The 20,299-nt window shown below is 60.4% G+C and carries 15 protein-coding genes; 6 read left to right on the top strand and 9 right to left on the bottom strand.

Features of this window, described 5'->3' with window-relative positions; translation table 11 throughout:
• Positions 1-60 precede the first annotated feature (60 nt).
• Positions 61-690, top strand: a complete 630-nt coding sequence (locus AC1MEW_RS28655; RefSeq protein WP_322267791.1) for a DUF5666 domain-containing protein — start codon at positions 61-63, stop codon at positions 688-690.
• A 192-nt stretch (positions 691-882) separates the two neighbouring features.
• Here AC1MEW_RS28655 and AC1MEW_RS28650 read toward each other — a convergent pair whose 3' ends face one another.
• The 8 genes from AC1MEW_RS28650 to gcl form a co-directional block, all read right to left on the bottom strand.
• Positions 883-1,878 carry a sulfate ABC transporter substrate-binding protein gene (locus AC1MEW_RS28650; protein WP_201194961.1) on the bottom strand — a complete coding sequence of 332 codons (996 nt, stop codon included), beginning with the start codon at positions 1,876-1,878 and terminating at the stop codon, positions 883-885.
• A 141-nt stretch (positions 1,879-2,019) separates the two neighbouring features.
• The gene (locus tag AC1MEW_RS28645) at positions 2,020-2,844 is read right to left on the bottom strand and encodes an ion transporter (RefSeq protein WP_201201842.1); all 825 of its coding nucleotides are present in this window, start codon (positions 2,842-2,844) and stop codon (positions 2,020-2,022) included.
• A gap of 23 nt (positions 2,845-2,867) precedes the next feature.
• Complete coding sequence (locus AC1MEW_RS28640; protein ID WP_201201843.1) at positions 2,868-3,782, bottom strand: urea transporter; 915 nt, start codon at positions 3,780-3,782, stop codon at positions 2,868-2,870.
• Positions 3,783-3,957: 175 nt separating this feature from the next.
• Positions 3,958-5,373: a pyruvate kinase gene (gene pyk, locus AC1MEW_RS28635; RefSeq protein ID WP_201256248.1), complete on the bottom strand. Its 1,416-nt coding sequence runs from the start codon at positions 5,371-5,373 to the stop codon at positions 3,958-3,960.
• Positions 5,363-6,643 carry a glycerate kinase type-2 family protein gene (locus tag AC1MEW_RS28630; RefSeq protein WP_201201845.1) on the bottom strand — a complete coding sequence of 427 codons (1,281 nt, stop codon included), beginning with the start codon at positions 6,641-6,643 and terminating at the stop codon, positions 5,363-5,365. The genes pyk and AC1MEW_RS28630 overlap by 11 nt, the downstream gene beginning before the upstream one ends.
• Positions 6,644-6,863: 220 nt before the next feature.
• The gene (locus AC1MEW_RS28625; RefSeq protein ID WP_480424457.1) at positions 6,864-7,757 is read right to left on the bottom strand and encodes a 2-hydroxy-3-oxopropionate reductase; all 894 of its coding nucleotides are present in this window, start codon (positions 7,755-7,757) and stop codon (positions 6,864-6,866) included.
• A 210-nt stretch (positions 7,758-7,967) separates the two neighbouring features.
• Entirely contained in the window at positions 7,968-8,750 is a 783-nt protein-coding gene (gene hyi / locus AC1MEW_RS28620) for a hydroxypyruvate isomerase (protein WP_480424455.1), read from the bottom strand.
• A gap of 135 nt (positions 8,751-8,885) precedes the next feature.
• Complete coding sequence (gcl, locus tag AC1MEW_RS28615) at positions 8,886-10,661, bottom strand: glyoxylate carboligase (RefSeq protein WP_201201851.1); 1,776 nt, start codon at positions 10,659-10,661, stop codon at positions 8,886-8,888.
• A 268-nt stretch (positions 10,662-10,929) separates the two neighbouring features.
• Between gcl and AC1MEW_RS28610 the strand changes: the two genes are divergently transcribed.
• On the top strand, positions 10,930-11,370 hold the full coding sequence (locus AC1MEW_RS28610) for a GlcG/HbpS family heme-binding protein (protein WP_201194945.1): 441 nt from the start codon (positions 10,930-10,932) through the stop codon (positions 11,368-11,370).
• A gap of 212 nt (positions 11,371-11,582) precedes the next feature.
• Entirely contained in the window at positions 11,583-12,068 is a 486-nt protein-coding gene (locus AC1MEW_RS28605; protein WP_480424454.1) for an REP-associated tyrosine transposase, read from the top strand.
• On the opposite strand, the gene AC1MEW_RS28600 is transcribed toward AC1MEW_RS28605, so the two are convergent.
• A complete protein-coding gene (locus tag AC1MEW_RS28600) occupies positions 12,008-12,613 on the bottom strand; it encodes a TetR/AcrR family transcriptional regulator (protein WP_201201861.1) in 606 nt (201 codons plus the stop codon). The two genes, AC1MEW_RS28605 and AC1MEW_RS28600, sit on opposite strands and share 61 nt — an antisense overlap.
• 258 nt (positions 12,614-12,871) lie before the next feature.
• Here AC1MEW_RS28600 and AC1MEW_RS28595 point away from each other — a divergent pair, with 258 nt between their 5' ends.
• The 3 genes from AC1MEW_RS28595 to AC1MEW_RS28585 are packed head-to-tail and all read left to right on the top strand — an operon-like array spanning position 12,872 to position 20,211.
• Positions 12,872-14,005 (top strand): efflux RND transporter periplasmic adaptor subunit, encoded by a 1,134-nt coding sequence (locus AC1MEW_RS28595; protein WP_480424451.1) that lies wholly within the window; start codon positions 12,872-12,874, stop codon positions 14,003-14,005.
• A gap of 13 nt (positions 14,006-14,018) precedes the next feature.
• Positions 14,019-17,099, top strand: a complete 3,081-nt coding sequence (locus AC1MEW_RS28590) for an efflux RND transporter permease subunit (protein ID WP_201256251.1) — start codon at positions 14,019-14,021, stop codon at positions 17,097-17,099.
• Positions 17,089-20,211 (top strand): efflux RND transporter permease subunit, encoded by a 3,123-nt coding sequence (locus AC1MEW_RS28585; protein ID WP_201256252.1) that lies wholly within the window; start codon positions 17,089-17,091, stop codon positions 20,209-20,211. The genes AC1MEW_RS28590 and AC1MEW_RS28585 overlap by 11 nt, the downstream gene beginning before the upstream one ends.
• Positions 20,212-20,299: the final 88 nt, after the last annotated feature.

The raw sequence follows: 20,299 nt of genomic DNA, 5'->3' as shown, positions 1-20,299 counted from the left end.
ATCTTGTTCGATAGCGTGCTTATGTTCTCTCTTCACGTTTCATAACCGGAAGCCACTTCCATGAATGCGATGTTCCGTCACCTGATTCGCAGCGCCTCAGCGATTACGCTGGTCACCTTATTCTCGGCAGGACTGGCTCAGGCGGACGACGCTCCGGGCCTGCGCATCGGGGTGCGCGGCGAGATTACCGGCGTCAATGCCGATACCCTGAAGGTTCACACCAAAAGCGGCGAAAACGTGGTCATCACCCTGACCAAGGACACCAAAGTCCGAGCCGTGACCCTGGCCAATATCGAAGACATCAAACCCGGTAGCTACATCGGCTCGGCCGCCATCCCCCAGGATGACGGCACCCTCAAGGCACTGGAAGTCCACGTTTTCCCACCGGAACTGGCGGGCAGCGGCGACGGCCATCGGCCCTTCGACCTGGCCAAGGGCAGCAGCATGACCAATGGCAGCGTTGGCGATCTGGTGGTCAGCAATGGCCGCACCTTGACCGTTAACTACAAGGGCGGCCAGCAGAAGATTCTGGTGCCGGAAGACGTGCCGATCGTCAACCTGATGCCGGGGGATCGCACTTTGTTGAAGGTTGGCGTGAAGATCGTGACGTTTGTGACCCAAAGTGCGGACGGGACGCTCACCGCGCAATCCATCTCGGCCGGCAAGGATGGCGTTACACCGCCGATGTAACGACTTGCCGAAATCCCTGTGGGAGCGGGCTTGCTCGCGAAGGCGGCTTCACATTCAACAGAGATGTCTACTGAGACACCGCTTTCGCGAGCAAGCCCGCTCCCACAGGGGATCTTCGGTGAACACAAATTTACTGTTTGGCCACAAAAAAAGGCGACCTCCGCAGGTCGCCTTTTCATTGAGCCTTAGCCTTTACTGCGCATAAATCTGATCAAAAATCCCACCATCATTGAAGTGGGTCTTCTGCACGGTACGCCAGTCACCAAAGGTCTTCTCTACCGAAAGGAAATCAACCTTCGGGAAACGATCGGTGTACTTGGCCAAAACCGCCGGGTCTCGCGGACGCAGGTAGTTTGCCGCTGCAATCTCCTGACCTTCCGGCGACCACAGGTACTTAAGGTATTCGTCAGCAGCGGCGCGAGTGCCTTTTTTGTCGACGACTTTATCGACGACAGATACCGGCGGCTCAGCCTCGGCGGAAACACTTGGGTAGATCACTTCAAACTGGTCACGGCCAAACTCGCGGGCAATCATTTCCGCTTCGTTTTCGAAGGTCACCAGCACGTCGCCGATCTGGTTGGTCATGAAGGTCGTCGTGGCTGCACGGCCGCCGGTGTCCAGCACGGGCGCCTGTTTGAACAGTTTGCCGACAAAGGCTTTGGCCTTTTCGTCGTCGCCGCCATTCTTCAGCACGTAGCCCCAGGCCGAGAGGTAGGTGTAGCGGCCATTACCCGAGGTTTTCGGGTTGGGCACGATGACTTGTACGCCGTCCTTGAGCAGGTCGGGCCAGTCTTTCAGGGCTTTCGGGTTGCCTTTGCGGACGATGAACACGGTGGCCGAGGTGAACGGCGCGCTGTTGTTTGGCAGGCGGGTGACCCAGTTGTCCGGAACCAGTTTGCCGTTGTCTGCCAAGGCGTTGATGTCGGTGGCCATGTTCATGGTGATGACGTCAGCCGGCAGGCCATCGATGACCGAACGTGCCTGTTTGCTCGAGCCGCCAAAAGACATCTGCAGGGTGATGTTTTCGTTGTGCTCGGCTTGCCAGTGTTTCTGGAACGCAGTGTTGTAGTCCTTGTAGAAATCGCGCATCACGTCGTAGGAAACGTTGAGCAGGGTCGGTGCGGCCTGAGCCACGCTGGTCAATGCCAGGCCAGCGGCCAGAAGTGAGGCGCCAAAGAGTTTTTTCACTGCGCATTCCTTGTTCTGGTAGGCGCAGCCTTCGGCAGCTCCTACAGGTTATTTTTCAGTCATTGAAGAGGCGTTGCCACCGTTTTGCCAGCGACTATAGCCGGGCACACATAGTCCTTTAAAGATTAAAAAGCTCTTTGCTTATTCCAATTTTGTAAACAACGCATTGCCACACCGCGAGCAAAACGCGGCACTGGGTTCGTGGCTGTTTTTCTTGCACACCGGACAGTCGTGTTGCTGTTGTTCGCCGCGCATCGCACTGGCCAGTTCAGCGGTAAAAATCCCGGTCGGAACGGCGATGATCGAGTAACCGGTGATCATCACCATCGACGAGATGATTTGCCCCAGCACGGTTTTCGGCACGATGTCGCCGTAGCCGACGGTGGTCAAGGTCACGATAGCCCAGTAGATGCCTTTCGGGATGCTGGTGAAGCCATGTTCCGGGCCTTCGACCACATACATCAGGGTGCCGAACACGGTCACCAGGGTGCAGACGCCGAGCAGGAAGACGAGGATTTTCTGCTTGCTGCCACGCAGGGCATCGAGCAGGTAATGGGCCTGTTTCAGGTAGGGGCTGAGCTTGAGCACCCGGAAAATCCGCAGCATCCGAATGATCCGGATGATCAGCAGGTACTGTGCATCGCTGTAGTACAACGCGAGGATGCCGGGCACGATCGCCAGCAAATCCACCAGCCCGTAAAAGCTGAACGCGTAACGCAGCGGCTTGGGCGAGCAGTAGAGGCGCAGGATGTACTCACCCAGAAAGATGACCGTGAACCCCCACTCGATGCACGCCAGTACGTCGGCGTAGTTCTGATGAACCGCGTCAATGCTGTCGAGGATCACGATCACCAGGCTGGCGAGGATGATCAGCAGCAACGTGCTGTCAAAGCGCCGGCCAGCTACCGTGTCGGTCTGGAAAATCATCACGTACAGGCGATTGCGCCACGTGTCGTTGCCGTTCATTCGAATCGCCCTGAGCATGAAAATCAGCGCAGCCTAGGGTTATTCTCCCCGGTAGCGCAAGGCGCAGTGTCTTTGGCGGCCCCACGCAGTACGCGAATGCCGGCACGGATCAGCCAGCAAGCGAGGATGAACGGCGCGGTCAGCGTGGCCAGGCCTATCGCGGCGAAACCCGGCGTCAGCAGCATCGCCAGCACAATGCCCAGCAGCGGCAGCCAGGGTTGGCGGCGGACCTGGCTGAAGGCGAGGGCGGCGAGCACCGGGTTATAGCTGCTCAAGCCTGACAATGCGCTGGAAGTTTCGTGATGCAACAGAGCGAAGCCCAGACCCGCCAGCGAACCCAGCAACGCCCAGCAAAACCCACGCCGGTCGGCGATCAGCAAACCTGCGGCAATCAGCGCACCCGCCAGCGGATGCCCGAGAAACATCACCTGACCCAAGCCTTTTAATGAAGCGGCGATCACGTTGAGGGTGTTCATTTCAATCAGCGGCGCCGGGTGCTGGGGCGCAGCAAACGCGAGCAGCATCCAGCTCAGGCCAACGAACGGTGCGGTGTAGGCCGGCAGGCACTGATGATCACGGCAGCGCTTGAGCCATTGCTCGGTGAGCATCGCACTCAGGCCACCGCAGGCGATGATCAGCGGCGGCAACATGGCGGACCAGGGGAAATACAGGCTCAGCAACAGGCCGAGCAACACGCCGTTGTAGCTGAACAGCCCGGCCTGACGATCAGCCTTGGCGTAGCCGCGACGTTGCGCAGTCAGCAACCCCGCGACCCCGCCCAGCAGCGCACCGCCGAGCAGGAGCGGCGCGGTAAAAAGAATCGCCAACAGGCACAGCAGGCCACACAGCGGATGGCGCTGGAGGAAGATCTGACTGAAACCGTTGAGCAGGGCAGTGGCCCAGTCGGGGCAGTGGGTATTGAAGTGGTTGGCAGGCATGAAAGTAAATACCAGGGACTTGCACAAAACCCTGTGGCGAGGGGGTTTACCCCCGTTGGGCTGCGAAGCGGCCCCAAATCGGCGAATGCGGTTTCTCTGTGAAAACCATCATGCCAAACAGACGACTGCTGCGCAGCCGAGCGGGAGCAAGCTCCCTCGCCACAAAGGTTGTTTTTTAGATCAGAGTCTCGATGCGCAAAGAGTTAGTCGACCCCGGCTGCCCAAACGGCACGCCCGCGGTGATCAACAACGTGTCGCCACGCTTGGCCATGCCTTGCGCCTGCGCAATCTCCAGCGCCGTCGAGCAGACTTCATCCACTTGGCGCAGCCGATCATTGACCACCGAGTGCACGCCCCACGCCACGGTCAGGCGGCGAGCGGTTTGCAGGTTGGGCGTCAGGTTCAGGATCGGCACGGTCGGCCGTTCCCGCGCGGCACGCAGGCTCGACGTCCCGGACTCGCTGTAGTTCACCAGCACCGCCACCGGCAGCACGTTACTGATGCGCCGGATCGCGCAGCTGATCGCATCGGAAACAGTCGCTTCAGCCTTAGGTCGGCTCACGTCCAGTTGCGCCTGATAGTCCGGACCATTTTCCACCTGGCGAATGATCTTGCTCATCATCTGCACGGCTTCCAGCGGGTATTCGCCGGATGCGGTTTCTGCCGACAGCATCACCGCATCCGCACCTTCAGCCACGGCGTTGGCAACGTCAGTCACCTCGGCGCGAGTCGGCGCCGGGGAGAAGCGCATCGACTCCAGCATCTGGGTCGCTACGACCACCGGCTTACCGAGTTCGCGGCAAACGGTGATGATGTTCTTCTGAATCTGCGGCACGCTCTCGGCCGGCACTTCCACGCCCAAATCACCGCGAGCCACCATGATCGCGTCGCTCAATTCGGCGATTTCCCGCAGTTGCGTGACCGCCGACGGTTTCTCGATCTTGGCCATCAAAAACGCTTTGTCACCGATCAACGCGCGGGCTTCTTGAATGTCTTCCGGACGCTGCACGAACGACAGCGCGACCCAGTCCACGCCCAGCTCCAGACCGAAGCTCAAATCGCGACGATCCTTGGCGGTCAGCGGGCTGAGGTCGAGCACCGCTTGCGGCACGTTCACGCCTTTACGATCTGACAGTTCTCCGCCATTGAGCACGGTGGTGTCGATCGCGTCGGAGTACTTGGTGACTACGCGCAGACGCAACTTGCCATCGTCCAGCAGCAGGTCCATGCCCGGCTCCAGCGCAGCGATGATTTCCGGGTGCGGCAGGTTGACCCGGCGTTCGTCGCCCGGGGTCGGGTCGAGGTCCAGGCGCAGGGCCTGGCCGCGATGCAGTTGCACCTTGCCGCCGGCAAACTTGCCGACCCGCAGTTTCGGGCCTTGCAGGTCCATCAGAATCCCGAGCGGGTAATTCAGTTGGCGCTCGACTTCACGAATCCACTGATAGCGCTGGGCATGGTCAGCGTGATCGCCGTGGCTGAAATTCAGCCGGAAGATATTGACCCCGGCCTGCACCAGTTCGCGGATGTCATCGATCCCGTCGGTGGCAGGGCCGAGGGTGGCGAGGATTTTGACCTTTTTATCAGGCGTCATGGTGTGTGCTCTCGAGAATCAGGATGGCGCGGAAGTCGTTGACGTTGGTGCGCGTCGGTTCGGTGACGATCAGGGCGTCCAGCGCCTCGAAATAGCCGTAGCCATTGTTGTTGTCCAACTCGTCGCTGGCGCTCAAACCGAGGGCGGCGGCGCGGGCGTAGCTGTCCGGGGTCATGATCGCGCCGGCGTTGTCTTCGGAGCCGTCAATGCCGTCAGTGTCACCGGCCAGGGCGTAGACGCCGGGCAGGCCTTTGAGGCTGTCGGTCAGGCTCAGCAGGAATTCGGCGTTGCGCCCGCCGCGACCATTGCCGCGCACGGTGACCGTGGTTTCGCCGCCGGAAAGAATCACGCACGGCGCCGCCAATGGCTGGCCATGCAGGACGATCTGCCGCGCGATGCCGGCATGGACTTTTGCCACTTCCCGGGATTCGCCTTCCAGGTCACCGAGGATCAGCGGACTGAAACCGGCCTGACGGCACTTCACCGCCGCCGCTTCCAGGGATTGCTGCGGACGGGCGATCAATTGGAAATGACTGCGGGCCAGGCTCGGGTCGCCTGGTTTGACGGTTTCCGATTCCGGGCTTTGCAGCCAGGTGCGCACCGAGGCCGGGACTTCGATGCTGTAGCGCTTTAGGATCGCCAGGGCTTCGGCCGAGGTACTCGGGTCGGCCACGGTCGGGCCGGAGGCGATGACGGTGGCGAGGTCGCCCGGTACATCGGAAATCGCGTAGGTATAAACAGTGGCGGGCCAGCAGGCTTTGCCGAGACGGCCGCCCTTGATCGCCGAGAGGTGCTTGCGCACGCAGTTCATCTCGCCGATGGTCGCGCCGGATTTGAGCAGGGCTTTGTTGATGGATTGCTTGTCGGCGAGGGTAATTCCCGCCGCCGGAAGTGCGAGTAGCGCAGAGCCGCCGCCGGAGAGCAGGAAGATCACGCGGTCGTCTTCGGTCAGGTTGCTGACCAGTTCCAGCACGCGTTTGGCCACGGCCAGACCGGCCGCATCCGGCACCGGGTGCGCGGCTTCGACCACTTCGATTTTTTCGCACGGGGCGCCGTGGCCGTAGCGGGTCACCACTAAGCCTGAGACTTCACCCTGCCAGCAACGCTCGACCACTTGGGCCATGGCCGCTGCGGCTTTGCCGGCGCCGATGACGATCACGCGACCGCTACGATCTTTGGGTAAATGGGCTTCGAGGACTTGTTGCGGATGGGCCGCGTCGATGGCTGTGGCAAACAGCTCGCGCAGCAGATGTTGCGGATCGACCGACATGGCGGGCTCCCGGAATTCTTGTTATTTGAAGGGTAACTCGGCCCCCTGTGGGAGCGGGCCCTGTGGCGAGGGGGCTTGCCCCCGTTTGAGTGCGTAGCACTCACAAAATCTTTAATGCGTCAGAGATTTCGGGGCAGCTTCGCAGCCCAACGGGGTGGTGCGGCATTCCGACAAGCCCCCTCACCACAGGTCGCTCCTACAGGGGAGCGGGGGGTAAGGCTTACTTCTTATCGCGAATCGAGAAATTCGCCATGTGTTCCAGGCCTTTGATCAGCGCCGAGTGATCCCAGTTGCTGCCACCGATGGCCGCGCAGGTGCTGAACACTTGCTGGGCGTTGGCGGTGTTCGGCAGGTTGATGTTCAGTTCGCGGGCACCTTGCAGGGCCAGGTTCAGGTCCTTCTGGTGCAGGCTGATGCGGAAGCCTGGGTCGAAGGTGCCTTTGATCATGCGATCACCGTGCACTTCGAGGATCTTCGACGAAGCAAAACCGCCCATCAGCGCTTCACGAACCTTGGCTGGATCGGCACCGTTTTTCGAGGCGAACAGCAGGGCTTCAGCGACAGCCTGGATGTTCAGCGCAACGATGATCTGGTTCGCCACTTTCGCGGTTTGACCGTCGCCATTGCCACCGACCAGGGTGATGTTCTTGCCCATGGCCTGGAACAGCGGCAAGGCGCGTTCGAAGGCATCGGCATCGCCGCCGATCATGATGCTCAGGCTCGCAGCCTTGGCGCCCACTTCACCGCCGGACACTGGCGCGTCGAGGTACTGGGCGCCTTTTTCGTTGATCTTGGTGGCGAAAGCTTTGGTAGCGGTTGGCGAGATCGAGCTCATGTCGATCACCACTTTGCCTTTGCCAACACCGGCGGCGATGCCGTCAGCGCGGAACAGCACGTCTTCGACCTGCGGGGTATCCGGCACCATGATGATGATGAATTCGGCTTCCTGGGCGACTTCTTTCGGGTTGGCCAAGGCGATGGCGCCACCGGCAACCAGGTCAGCCGGGGCGGGGTCGTGGTGCGCCGACAGGAACAGGCTGTGACCGGCTTTCTGCAGGTTCAACGCCATTGGGTGGCCCATGATGCCGGTGCCGATAAATCCGATTTTAGCCATGAGAAAATCCTCTTGTTTTTGTTTGGCTCCCGGCTCTGGACCGATGAGCTCTTTGTGGCGAGGGGGCTTGCCCCCGTTGGGTCGCGAAGCGGCCCCAAATGTGTTTTTGCGGTCAGTCAGATAGAACACATGTGCAGGTTTTGCGACTGCTTCGCAGCCGAACGGGGGCAAGCCCCCTCGCCACACAAGCTCGCTCCCACAGGTTCCGTGTCAAATTGCGTTATGGGTTTTCAACCAGCCCAGACCCGCTTCAGTGGTGGTCAGCGGTTTGTATTCGCAGCCAACCCAACCCTGATAACCAATGCGGTCCAGGTGTTCGAACAGGAAGCGGTAGTTGATTTCACCGGTGCCCGGTTCGTTGCGCCCCGGGTTGTCCGCCAACTGCACGTGGTTGATCTCGCCCAGGTGCGATTGCAGGGTGCGGGCCAGGTCGCCTTCCATGATTTGCATGTGGTAGATGTCGTATTGCAGGAACAGGTTGGCGCTGCCGACCTGTTCGCGAATCAACAGGGCTTGCGCGGTGTTGTTCAGGTAGAAACCCGGGATGTCGCGAGTGTTGATCGCTTCCATCACCAGTTTGATACCCGCCGCTTGCAACTTGTCGGCCGCGTACTTGAGGTTGCTGACGAAGGTTTTTTCCACGGTGGCGTCATCGACGTTTTGTGGACGAATCCCGGCCAGGCAGTTGATCTGGGTGTTGCCCAGCACTTTGGCGTAAGCGATTGCCAGGTCGACCCCGGCGCGGAACTCTTCGACCCGATCCGGCAGGCACGCGATACCGCGTTCGCCCTTGGCCCAGTCACCGGCCGGCAGGTTGAACAGCACCTGAGTCAGACCGTTGGCGTCGAGCTTGGCCTTGATCTCGGCGGAGCTGAAGTCGTAAGGGAACAGGTATTCGACACCACTGAAACCGGCCTTGGCGGCCGCTTCAAAACGGGCAAGAAAATCCTGTTCGGTGAACAGCATGGACAGGTTGGCTGCGAAACGCGGCATGGTGGTCTCCCGTATGTGTGTGGTCCCCTGTGGGAGCGGGCTTGCTCGCGAAAGCGGTATATCAGGCGACATCAATGTTGACTGTGCCGACGCCTTCGCGAGCAAACCCGCTCCCACAGTGGGAACGATCAGCAGTTAATCGAGCAACGAAATCGCGGTTGGCGCATCGTTACCGACCAACGCCAGGTCTTCGAATTCGTTGACCGCGTTGATCTCGGTGCCCATGGAAATGTTGGTCACGCGCTCCAGGATAATCTCGACGATCACCGGCACCTTGAACTCTTCCATCAGTTCCTGAGCCTTGCGCAGGGCAGGCTGGATCTGAGCCGGCTCGAACACTCGCAGTGCCTTGCAACCGAGGCCTTCGGCAACTGCGACGTGGTCAACACCGTAACCGTTGAGTTCCGGAGCGTTGAGGTTATCGAAGGACAGCTGCACGCAGTAGTCCATGTCGAAACCGCGCTGGGCCTGACGGATCAGCCCCAGGTACGAGTTGTTCACCACCACGTGGATGTACGGCAGTTTGAACTGCGCGCCCACCGCCAATTCTTCGATCATGAACTGGAAGTCGTAGTCGCCCGACAATGCCACAACCTTGCGGGTCGGATCAGCCTTGACCACGCCCAGCGCTGCCGGAATGGTCCAGCCCAACGGGCCGGCCTGGCCGCAGTTGATCCAGTGACGCGGTTTGTAGACGTGCAGGAACTGCGCGCCGGCAATCTGCGACAGACCGATGGTGCTGACGTAGCAGGTGTCTTTGCCGAACACCTGGTTCATCTCTTCATACACGCGCTGCGGCTTGACCGGCACGTTGTCGAAGTGAGTCTTGCGATGCAGGCTGGCTTTGCGCTGCTGGCAATCTTGCAGCCAGGCGCTGCGGTTTTTCAGCTTGCCAGCAGCTTGCCATTCACGAGCGACTTCGATGAACACGGTCAGCGCGGCAGCGGCGTCGGAAACGATGCCCAGGTCCGGGGTGAACACGCGGCCGATTTGCGTCGGTTCGATGTCAACGTGAATGAACTTGCGGCCTTCGGTGTAAACGTCGATCGAGCCGGTGTGGCGGTTGGCCCAACGGTTACCGACGCCCAATACCACGTCCGATTTCAGCATTGTTGCGTTGCCGTAACGGTGCGAAGTTTGCAAGCCAACCATGCCGACCATCAATGGGTGATCGTCCGGGATGGTGCCCCAGCCCATCAGGGTCGGGATCACTGGAATGCCGGTCAACTCGGCAAACTCCACCAGCAACTCGCTGGCGTCGGCGTTGATGATGCCGCCACCGGCGACCAGCAATGGGCGCTCAGCCTGATCGAGCATGGCCAGGGCCTTCTCGATTTGCACGCGGTTAGCGGTGGGCTTGGCCAGTGGCAGTGGTTCGTAGGCATCGATGTCGAATTCGATTTCAGCCATCTGCACGTCGAACGGCAGGTCGATCAGCACTGGGCCTGGACGACCGGAGCGCATTTCGTAGAAAGCTTTCTGGAACGCGTAAGGCACTTGGCCCGGTTCCATGACGGTGGTCGACCACTTGGTCACTGGCTTGACGATGGCCGTGATGTCGACGGCCTGGAAGTCTTCCTTATGCATACGGGCCCGTGGTGCCTGGCCGGTGATGCACAGAATCGGGATCGAGTCGGCCGAGGCGCTGTAAAGCCCGGTGACCATGTCAGTGCCCGCCGGGCCGGAAGTGCCGATGCACACGCCGATGTTGCCAGCCTTGGTGCGGGTGTAGCCCTCGGCCATGTGCGAAGCGCCTTCAACATGGCGTGCGAGGACGTGATCGATGCCACCGACCTTCTGCAAGGCGGAGTACAGCGGGTTGATCGCGGCGCCCGGGATGCCAAAAGCGGTATCAACCCCTTCGCGGCGCATCACCAGAACGGCGGCTTCGATTGCTCTCATTTTGCTCATGGTTTTGGTGCCTCTTACGTTTTGTAATTGTATACAAGTGGCTTTGCGCAGAGTGTATTCACGGCGGACGGCGCAGGTCAATCCATTTTCTCAAGCGACTGTTTCATTCGTCGGAAGCCCGTTCTGCTGTGGCTTTTCGTCGCATGCGGCGCTTTTCGAGAATTATTGTATACAAATAAATAATCTATTGTGTTCTATTTGTTGCATCGGACTGCGGCATTACGAAGCAGTGCAACGGCTTTCCCAAAAACAAAATGAGGACGGCACCATGAGCGCTTTAACCTTGAAAGTCGCAGTCAGCCTGACCAGTCAGGCCATCGCCGCAGGGCGTGCAATCTGCGCAGCTCCACTGACCATCGCTGTATTGGATGCCGGCGGGCATCTTCTTTCTCTACAGCGAGAAGACGGCGCCAGCCTGCTGCGCCCGCAAATCGCCATCGGCAAAGCCTGGGGTGCGATTGCGCTGGGCAAAGGCTCGCGGCTGCTGGCACTGGATGCCCAGCAACGCCCGGCGTTTATTGCTGCATTGAATAGCCTGGGGCAGGGCAGCGTCGTGCCGGCACCGGGCGGTGTATTGATTCGGGATCAGGACGGGAATGTGCTGGGAGCGGTGGGGATCAGCGGCGATCTGTCGGATGTGGATGAACAGTGCGCGATCAGCGCGATTGAGGCGCAGGGGTTGCGGGCGGATGCGGGGGTTACTGCTTGATTTGTGGTGAATGAACTACCGCTATCGCGAGCAGGCTCACTCCCACAGGGGGCTGTGTGGACACAACATGTGTGAACACCGCCAATCCACTGTGGGAGCGGGCTTGCTCGCGAAGGCAATCTCCCAGACACATCCAGCTAAAAGTCTACCCTCCAGTCTCGGATGTCCTGATCTAGCCTTCTCATGAGTTCATTCAGGAGAGAGGCAAAGGAATGCCTGAGCTGTCAGCGTCACATCGTCTTCGAATCGGTCGCCATACCGAACAAAATCGCATCTACCTTCTGACGGCCAATACTCTCAAGCGGGAGCCTGTTTTCAGGGATTACACCTTGGGCAGGAAGGTCGTACACCAATTCAAACAAGCACAGGATCAGGGGTTTGCAGACTCCTTGGCTTTTGTCGTCATGCCTGACCATTTTCACTGGCTGATTCAATTGCAAAAAGGATCACTGGGCCAATTGATGTGCCAGACCCAATCGTTAAGTACTCGATCAATCAATGCCGCCACTGGCAGAACGGGCAGTCTCTGGCAGCAGATCTTTCATGATCATGCGCTGCGTCGTGAGGAGGACTTGGTGAAACTTGCTCGTTATGTTGTCGCCAACCCATTGCTCGCGAATAGCCGCGCCGCGGTCTTTCAGTCCGGCTCACACCCCTTCAACACCAACCGAATAATCGTCTGCGCCGCCGCTTCGTAATCCGCCTCGTCCAGCTTCGCTTTACCGGTCACCGCCGAGATCTGCCAGTCAAAGTCGGCATAGGTCTGGGTCGCGGCCCAGATGCTGAACATCAGGTGGTTGGGGTCGATGGCGGCGATCTGGCCGCGGTCGATCCAGGTCTGGATGCAGTCGATGTTGTGTTTGGCCTGGCCGTTGAGTCGTTCGACCAGGTCGGCGCTCAGGTGTGGGGCGCCGTGCATGATTTCGCTGGCGAACACCTTGGAGGCGAAGGGCAGATCGCGGGAGATGCGGATCTTGGAGCGGATGTAGCCGCTCAGCACTTCGCTGGGCACGCCATCGGCGTTGAAGGGCGTCGAGGCCTGCAGGATCGGCTCGATGATGCTTTCCAGGACCTCGCGGTAGAGGTTTTCCTTGGATTTGAAGTAGTAGTAGACGTTGGGCTTGGGCAATCCGGCCTTGGCTGCGATATCACTGGTTTTGGTCGCAGCGAAGCCCTTGTCGGCAAATTCTTCACTGGCGGCACGCAGGATCAGTTCTTTGTTGCGCTCGCGGATAGTGCTCATAAACCAGGGGGTTCCTTGCCTGTTCTGGCGGTTGCGCATGGTAGCACCGGCCTCGCGCGGCGCTCAAGAATGCCTGTAACCGAACGGTTACTGACAATCTCTGTCGGTACGCTGAACAAGTTTGCGGATGTTCGGGTGAACCGCCGACCCACTGCTAGAGTTCAAGGCAGCGATCAGCCATTGGCACTATTGATCTTGAGTGGCCGGGCTTCACTTTCAATCGCCGCGCATCACTGTCGGCCTGTTCGAGTGAACACTGTGGAGAAAAGCAGACGAAGCAAAATCGGCCTGGCAGTCGGGGTACTCCTGCTGGTGCTGCTGGCGGTCGTGCTTTGGTATTTCCTGGTGCAAGGGCGCCACAAGGTTAAACCGCCGCCTCCCGCCGAGCCCGTTGCGGCGGCGGCCGTCAAGTTGCAGGACGTGCCGGTGTACATCGATGCCTTGGGCACGGTCACGCCGACCCGCAGTGTGACGGTGATCACTCAGGTCGATGGGATTCTCAGCTCGGTCGAGTTCAAGGAAGGCCAGCAGGTGCACAAGGGACAGGTCATCGCCCGTATCGACGACCGCGCGCTCAAGGCGCAACTGGCGGTAGCCAAGGGCACGCTCATGCATGATCAGGCGTTGTTGAGCAACGCAGTGCGGGACCTGGCGCGTTATCGCGAGCTGATCAAGGTCGGTTCCACCACCCAGCAAACCCTCGACACCCAGGCCTCTCTGGTACTGCAGCTGCAAGGCACGGTCGCCTCCGATCAGGGCAGTGTGCAGAACCTGGAAGTGCAGTTGAGTTATTGCACCATCACCTCACCGGTCGATGGCGTGGTCGGTTTGCGCCAGGTCGATCCCGGCAATTACGTCACCACCGCGAGCACCACCGGTATTGCGGTGATTACTCAGATGACTCCGGCGACCGTGGTCTTCGCTGTGCCCGAAGATGATCTGGGGGCGATCAATCAGGCCATGGCCAAAGGCGCGGTGACGGTACTGGCCTACGACCGTAACAAGCACAACCTGTTGGGCACCGGCAGCCTGCTGGCGCTGGACAATCAGGTCGATACCAGCACCGGTACGATCAAGGTCAAGGCGCAGTTCGATGACTCGGGCAAGGCGCTGTTTCCCAATCAGTTCGTCAACGCCCGGCTCAAGGCCGATACCCTGACGCAAATCACGGTGGTGCCGACCCGGGCGATTCAGCACGGCAGCAAGGGTGATTTCGTGTTTGTGGTGGTCGACCCCGGCAACAAGGTCAGCCTGCGTAACGTCAAGACCGGGCCGGCCACGGGCGATGTTTCGGCGATTCTCGACAATGGCGTGAAACAGGGCGAGCAGGTGGTCACCGAGGGCGCGGACAAACTGGATGACGGTTCTGCTGTGAAGGTCGTCACGCAGTGAGGGATGGCCAGTCATGAACGTCTCGCGGCCCTTTATCGAACGCCCGGTGGCCACCACATTACTGATGGTGGCCGTGCTGTTGCTGGGCATGCTCGGTTATCACTTGCTGTCGGTGTCGGCGCTGCCGGAAGTGGATTATCCGACGATTCAGGTTTTCACCCAGTACCCCGGCGCCAGTCCGGAGGTGATCAGTTCGTCGATCACCGCGCCGCTGGAACGTCAGCTCGGCGAGATGCCGGGCCTCAAGTCGATGAACTCCACCAGTTCCGACGGCGCGTCGGTGGTGACCCTGCAATTCGATTTGTCGCTGTCGCTGGATGTCGCCGAACAGGAAGTGCAAGCCGCGATCAACGCTGCCGGGACTTTCCTGCCGGCCAACCTGCCGTATCCGCCGGTCTACAGCAAGGTCAACCCGGCCGATGCCCCGGTGCTGACGCTATCGCTGACGTCCGACGTGCTGCCGCTGACCAAGGTCGAGGACCTGGCCGACACCCGTCTGGCGCAGAAGATTTCGCAGATCACCGGGGTTGGCCTGGTCACCATCAGCGGCGGCCAGCGCCCGGCGGTGCGGGTCGAGGCCAACACCTCGGCGCTGAACAATCTGGGGTTGTCCATCGACGACCTGCGCACCTCGCTGGGCACCGCCAACGTCAACCAGGCCAAGGGCAATATTGACGGCAAGTTCCAGGCCTATTCCATCGGCAGCAACGACCAGTTGCAGTCGGCCGAGGAATACCGTGATCTGGTGATCGCCTACAAAAACGGCGCGCCCATTCGTTTGTCGCAGATCGCCAGCTCGACCCAGGGTCCGGAAAACCCGCGTCAGGCGGCCTGGACCGACAGCACGCCATCGATTGTCCTTAATATTCAGCGCCAGCCCGGTGCCAACGTGATCGACGTCGTCGACCGGGTGCAGCAACTGTTGCCCAAACTGCGCGCCAGTTTGCCGGCCACCCTCAAGGTCGCCGTACTCACTGACCGCACGCAAACCATCCGCGCTTCGGTCACCGACGTGCAGTACGAACTGGGCGTAGCGGTGCTGCTGGTGGTAATCGTGATTTTCCTGTTCCTGCGCAATTTACCCGCGACGATCATTCCAGCCGTGACCGTGCCGCTGACGCTGATCGGCACTTTGGCGGTGGCCTATGGGTTTGGATTTTCGCTGAACAACCTGACGCTGATGGCGCTGACCATTGCCATCGGTTTTGTGGTCGATGACGCCATCGTCATGATCGAAAACATCACTCGCTACATCGAGGCCGGCGACTCGCCGATGGAAGCCGCGCTCAAGGGCTCGGAGCAGATCGGTTTCACCATTATTTCGCTGTCGATAGCGTTGATAGCGGTGATGATTCCGCTGCTATTCATGGGGGATGTGGTGGGACGGCTGTTTCGCGAATTCGCCATGACGGTGGCGGTGACCATCGTCATCTCGGCGCTGATTTCCCTGACGCTGACGCCGATGATGTGTTCGCGGATGCTCAAGCATAAAAAGGAAGAGCGCCGGGTCGATTTCTTCGACCGCATCAACGGCTATTACGTCAAAGGCCTGGACTGGGTGCTGGTGCATCGGGGCCTGACGTTGATCTCCGTGGTGATCACTGCGGTGCTGACCCTGCTGATCATTGTGATCATGCCAAAGGGCTTCTTTCCCGAGCAGGACACCGGGCTGATCCAGGGTATTTCCCAGGCGTCACCGACCATCTCCTTCCAGCAGATGCAGGTTGAACAACAACGGTTGGCGGCGCGGATTTTGAAGGACCCGGCGGTGGCGAGCCTGTCATCCTTCGTCGGCATCGATCAAACCAACCCGACGATCAACCAGGGCAACCTGCTGATCAACCTCAAGCCCCACGGCGATCGTGACAACAGTGCAGCGGTGATTCGCCGGCTCTCCGACGCCAATGCCGACGACGCCGGGATTCGCTTGTACCTGCATAGCGTGCAGGACCTGACCCTCGATGCCACGGTATCGACCACCAGTTATCGCCTGGGCTTGCAGGCCACCGATCCTGACGAGCTGGAGCAGTGGACCACCAAACTGCTGGCGGCGATCAAGCAGGACCCGATGTTCACCGATGTGCAAAGCCAGGCGATGCAGTTCGGCAATCAGCTCCAGCTCAACTTCGACCGCGCCACCGCGTCGCGCTTGGGCGTCACGCCGCAGGCCATCGACGACGTGCTGTACGACGCCTTCGGCCAGCGTCAGGTCTCGACCATCTACACCCAGCTCAACCAGTATCACGTGGTGATTGCCACCGATCATCCGCCACGCAATCTGGCGGACTTGCTGACCGGACTGTACGTGGACATCCCGTCCGGCGGCGTGGCGCCACTGTCGAGCATGGCGACCATGCAAGTGATCCGCACGCCGGTCACCATCAATCGTCTGGGGCAATTCCCCTATGCCGATGTCTCGTTCAACCTGGCCCCCGGCCAGACCCTCGGCGCTGCCGTCACCCGGCTCAAGGACATCGAAGCCCAGGCCGGGCTGCCGCTGTCGGTGCAGGCAAACCTGGAAGGGGCGGCGGCAACCTTTGAGGCGTCGCTGTCCAACCAGGTGTTTCTGGTGCTGGCCGCTGTCGTCGTGGTGTACCTGATGCTGGGGATTCTCTACGAGAGTTTCGTGCACCCGATAACGATTCTCTCGACCTTGCTGTCCGCTGCACTGGGGGCGTTGCTGGCGTTGCTGATCACCGGCACGCAGTTCGACATCATTGGCCTGATCGGCATTGTGTTGCTGATCGGGATCGTGATGAAGAACGGCATCATGATGGTCGACTTCGCCCTGGAACTGGAGCGCGAGGGCGGGCTGGACCCGGTGGCGGCGATTCGTCAGGCCGCCGAGTTACGGTTTCGACCGATCCTGATGACCAGCATGGCCTCGCTGTTTGGTGCGGTGCCTTTGGCGCTGGGCACCGGGATCGGCTCTGAACTGCGCCATCCACTGGGGATCGCGATCATTGGCGGGCTGCTGTTGAGTCAATTGCTGACGCTGTTTTCCACGCCGGTGATTTTCCTCGCCATGCACAGTCTGGAGCGGCGTTTCAGTCGGCGCCAGCCGGTGGTCGAGGCCTATCGCGATGAACCTTAGCGCGCCCTTTATCCAGCGTCCCATTGCCACCACATTGCTGGCAGTCGGGTTGGCGCTGTTTGGTGTGCTGGCGTTCAATCTGTTGCCGGTGGCGCCGCTGCCGCAGGTGGATTTTCCGACCATCAGTGTGCGCGCATCATTGCCGGGAGCAGACCCGAGTACCGTGGCGTCGTCGGTAGCCACGCCACTGGAACGCCAGTTCGGGCAAATCGCCGGGGTCACCGAGATGACGTCGTCCAGTTCGCTGGGGGCGACGCGCATCACCCTGCAATTTGACCTTAATCGTGACATCGACGGCGCCGCCCGGGATGTTCAAGCGGCGATCAACGCGGCGCGCAGCAGCTTGCCCAGCGACTTGTCCGGCAACCCGACCTACCGCAAGGTCAACCCGGCCGACTCGCCGATCCTGATCCTCAGCCTGACCTCCGACAGCGCCACCCGCGGGCAAATGTATGACGTGGCCTCGACCTTGCTGGAGCAGCGTTTGCTGCAGACTACCGGGGTCGGCGATGTGACGGTGGGGGGCGCGTCTTTGCCGGCGGTGCGGATTGATCTCAATCCGGACCGGCTCAATCGCTACGGCGTCAGCCTGGAGCAGGTGCGTCAGGTGATTCAGGCGGCCAACGTCAACCTGCCCAAGGGCACGGTGTCGGTGGGCGATCAGTCTTACGGCCTGAAAGCCAACGACATGCTTTACCAAGGCGCGGACTACGGGCCGTTGGTGGTCAAGCAAAGCAACGGCGATCTGGTGCGTATCTCGGACTTGGGCGATGTCACCGAGGATGTCGAGGACCTGCGCAACTTCGGTCTGTCCAACGGCAAACCGGCGGTGCTGCTGGTCGTGTTCAAGCAACCGGGGGCCAACGTCATCGACACCGTGGATGCGGTGAAGGCTGAGCTGCCGTTTCTCCAGAGTTCGATTCCGTCGTCGATCAAGATCAACACCCTGATGGACCGCACCACCACCATCCGGGCGTCGCTACGGGATGTCGAGTTGACGCTGATGATCTCGATTGCCTTGGTCACGTTGGTGACTTTCGCGTTTTTCCGCGACTGGCGCAGCACGCTGGTGCCGGCCATCGTGGTGCCGCTGTCGCTGCTTGGCACGTTTGGCGCGATGTATTTTCTGGGCTACAGCCTGAACAACTTGTCGCTGATGGCGCTGACCATTTCCACAGGCTTTGTGGTGGACGATGCCATCGTGGTCGTCGAGAACATCATGCGTCACCTGGAGAAGGGCGAAAGCCGGATGCAGGCGGCACTGGCCGGCGCGCGGGAAGTCGGGTTCACCGTGATGACCATCAGCGTCTCGCTGGTGGCGGTGTTCATTCCGTTGCTGCTGATGGGCGGGATTGTCGGGCGGTTGTTTCGCGAGTTCTCGATTTCGCTGTCGGTGGCCATCGTTATTTCGATGGTGGTTTCGCTGACGGTGACGCCGATGCTGTCCAGTGTACTGCTGCGTACTAAAGAGCAGGCCGCCAGCGACAGTGATCACCCGGATTCGCGCTTCCATCGCTTCTATGACCGCACCCTCGGCTGGGTGATCGAGCATTCGTTTCTGATGGGCCTGACCACTTTGCTGGTGATCGTGCTGGCGTGTGTGCTGTATGTGCTGGTACCCAAGGGTTTCTTCCCACAGGAAGACACCGGGCGCATGTCCGGCAGCATCATTGCTTCCCAGAGTATTTCGTTCGGTGCGATTCAGTCGAACTTCAGCGACATCAACCGCAAGGTCCTGAGCAACCCGAATGTCGAGACGGTCGGCGGGTTTGTCGGCGGTGGCGGGGGGATTGGCGGGGCGGTCAACAGTGCGCAGTTGTTCATCACCCTCAAATCCCTGTCCGACCGCAAGGACAGCGCCGATCAGGTCATGGCCCAGGTGCGCAAAACCCTCGGCGACATGCCCGGCACCCGCCTGTATTTACAGTCGGCCCAGGACATCACCGTAGGCGGCCGGCAGAGCGGGGCGCAGTATCAATACACCATGACCGCTGATGATCAGAGCACCCTCGACGAATGGGTGCCCAAGGTGGTGGCGGTGCTGCACACCTTGCCCCAACTGACTGACATCAACACCGATCAGCAGGACAACAGTCTAATGGCCAGCGTGATCGTCAATCGCGACGCGGCGGCGCGTTTGGGGGTGAGCATGTCGGCCATCGATCAGACGTTGTACGACGCTTTCGGCCAACGTCAGGTCTCGACCATCTACCGCTCAGCCAACCAGTATCACGTGGTGATGGAAGTGGCGCCGCCGTACTGGTCCGACCCGGCGGCGCTCAAGGGGATTTATGTGCCCGTCGGCAAGGCCGCCGCCACTACCAAAGGCAGTGCGGCGGCGCCTAACCTCAGTGCCACCGCCAAGCAACAGTTGGTCCCGCTGTCGGCGATTGCCGACTATTCGGTGGGCCGCACGGCGATTTCCATCAGCCATCAGGGCACCTTTCCGGCGGTCACGGCCTCGTTCAACCTCGTCTCCGGCGTGTCCATCGGTCAGGCGACGGCGCTGGTGGAGAACGCCGTGGCGCAGTTGCGAATGCCAGCAAGCATCGTTGGCCAGTTCGCCGGCACGGCGCAGGTGTTCCAGTCGTCGGTGGCCAATGAACCGTTGCTGATCGTCGCGGCGCTGCTGTCGGTGTATGTCGTGCTGGGCATGCTTTACGAGAGCCTGGTGCACCCGTTGACGATCCTCTCGACCCTGCCGTCCGCCGGGGTCGGTGCGCTGATTGCATTACTGCTGACCGGTACCGAACTGTCGATCATTGCGCTGGTGGGGGTGATTTTGCTGATTGGTATCGTCAAGAAAAACGCGATCATGATGATCGACTTCGCCATCACCGAGCGCCGGGAGTCCGGCCTGAGCGCCAAGGAAGCGATTCGCCGTGCGTGCCTGATCCGTTTTCGGCCGATCATGATGACCACCCTGGCGGCGATTCTCGGCGCATTGCCGCTGGTGCTGGGCATCGGCTATGGCTCCGAATTGCGCCGGCCCTTGGGGATTTCGATTATTGGCGGATTGGTGTTCAGCCAGTTGCTGACGCTCTACACCACTCCGGTGATTTACCTCTGGCTCGACCGGGCGTCCCAGCGCCTGCGCCGCAAGGAGCAATAAATGAAGCTTCATGCATCCCTCGTAGAAACTGTCGAAAACCCTGTGGGAGCGAGCTTGCTCGCGAAGGCGCCAAATCAGTCGACATCTA

Source organism: Pseudomonas sp. ASL4, from assembly GCF_056680395.1.
Note: the sequence above shows the minus strand (reverse complement) of the source record. Positions and strands in the feature narration are given on the sequence as shown.

Coding starts and splice junctions, on each gene's coding strand:
- AC1MEW_RS28655 (WP_322267791.1), top strand. CDS start 61: ATGAATGCGATGTTCCGTCACCTGATTCGCAGCGCCTCAGCGATTACG.
- AC1MEW_RS28645 (WP_201201842.1), bottom strand. CDS start 2,844: ATGAACGGCAACGACACGTGGCGCAATCGCCTGTACGTGATGATTTTC.
- AC1MEW_RS28640 (WP_201201843.1), bottom strand. CDS start 3,782: ATGCCTGCCAACCACTTCAATACCCACTGCCCCGACTGGGCCACTGCC.
- pyk (WP_201256248.1), bottom strand. CDS start 5,373: ATGACGCCTGATAAAAAGGTCAAAATCCTCGCCACCCTCGGCCCTGCC.
- AC1MEW_RS28630 (WP_201201845.1), bottom strand. CDS start 6,643: ATGTCGGTCGATCCGCAACATCTGCTGCGCGAGCTGTTTGCCACAGCC.
- AC1MEW_RS28625 (WP_480424457.1), bottom strand. CDS start 7,757: ATGGCTAAAATCGGATTTATCGGCACCGGCATCATGGGCCACCCAATG.
- hyi (WP_480424455.1), bottom strand. CDS start 8,750: ATGCCGCGTTTCGCAGCCAACCTGTCCATGCTGTTCACCGAACAGGAT.
- gcl (WP_201201851.1), bottom strand. CDS start 10,661: ATGAGCAAAATGAGAGCAATCGAAGCCGCCGTTCTGGTGATGCGCCGC.
- AC1MEW_RS28610 (WP_201194945.1), top strand. CDS start 10,930: ATGAGCGCTTTAACCTTGAAAGTCGCAGTCAGCCTGACCAGTCAGGCC.
- AC1MEW_RS28605 (WP_480424454.1), top strand. CDS start 11,583: ATGCCTGAGCTGTCAGCGTCACATCGTCTTCGAATCGGTCGCCATACC.
- AC1MEW_RS28600 (WP_201201861.1), bottom strand. CDS start 12,613: ATGAGCACTATCCGCGAGCGCAACAAAGAACTGATCCTGCGTGCCGCC.
- AC1MEW_RS28590 (WP_201256251.1), top strand. CDS start 14,019: ATGAACGTCTCGCGGCCCTTTATCGAACGCCCGGTGGCCACCACATTA.
- AC1MEW_RS28585 (WP_201256252.1), top strand. CDS start 17,089: ATGAACCTTAGCGCGCCCTTTATCCAGCGTCCCATTGCCACCACATTG.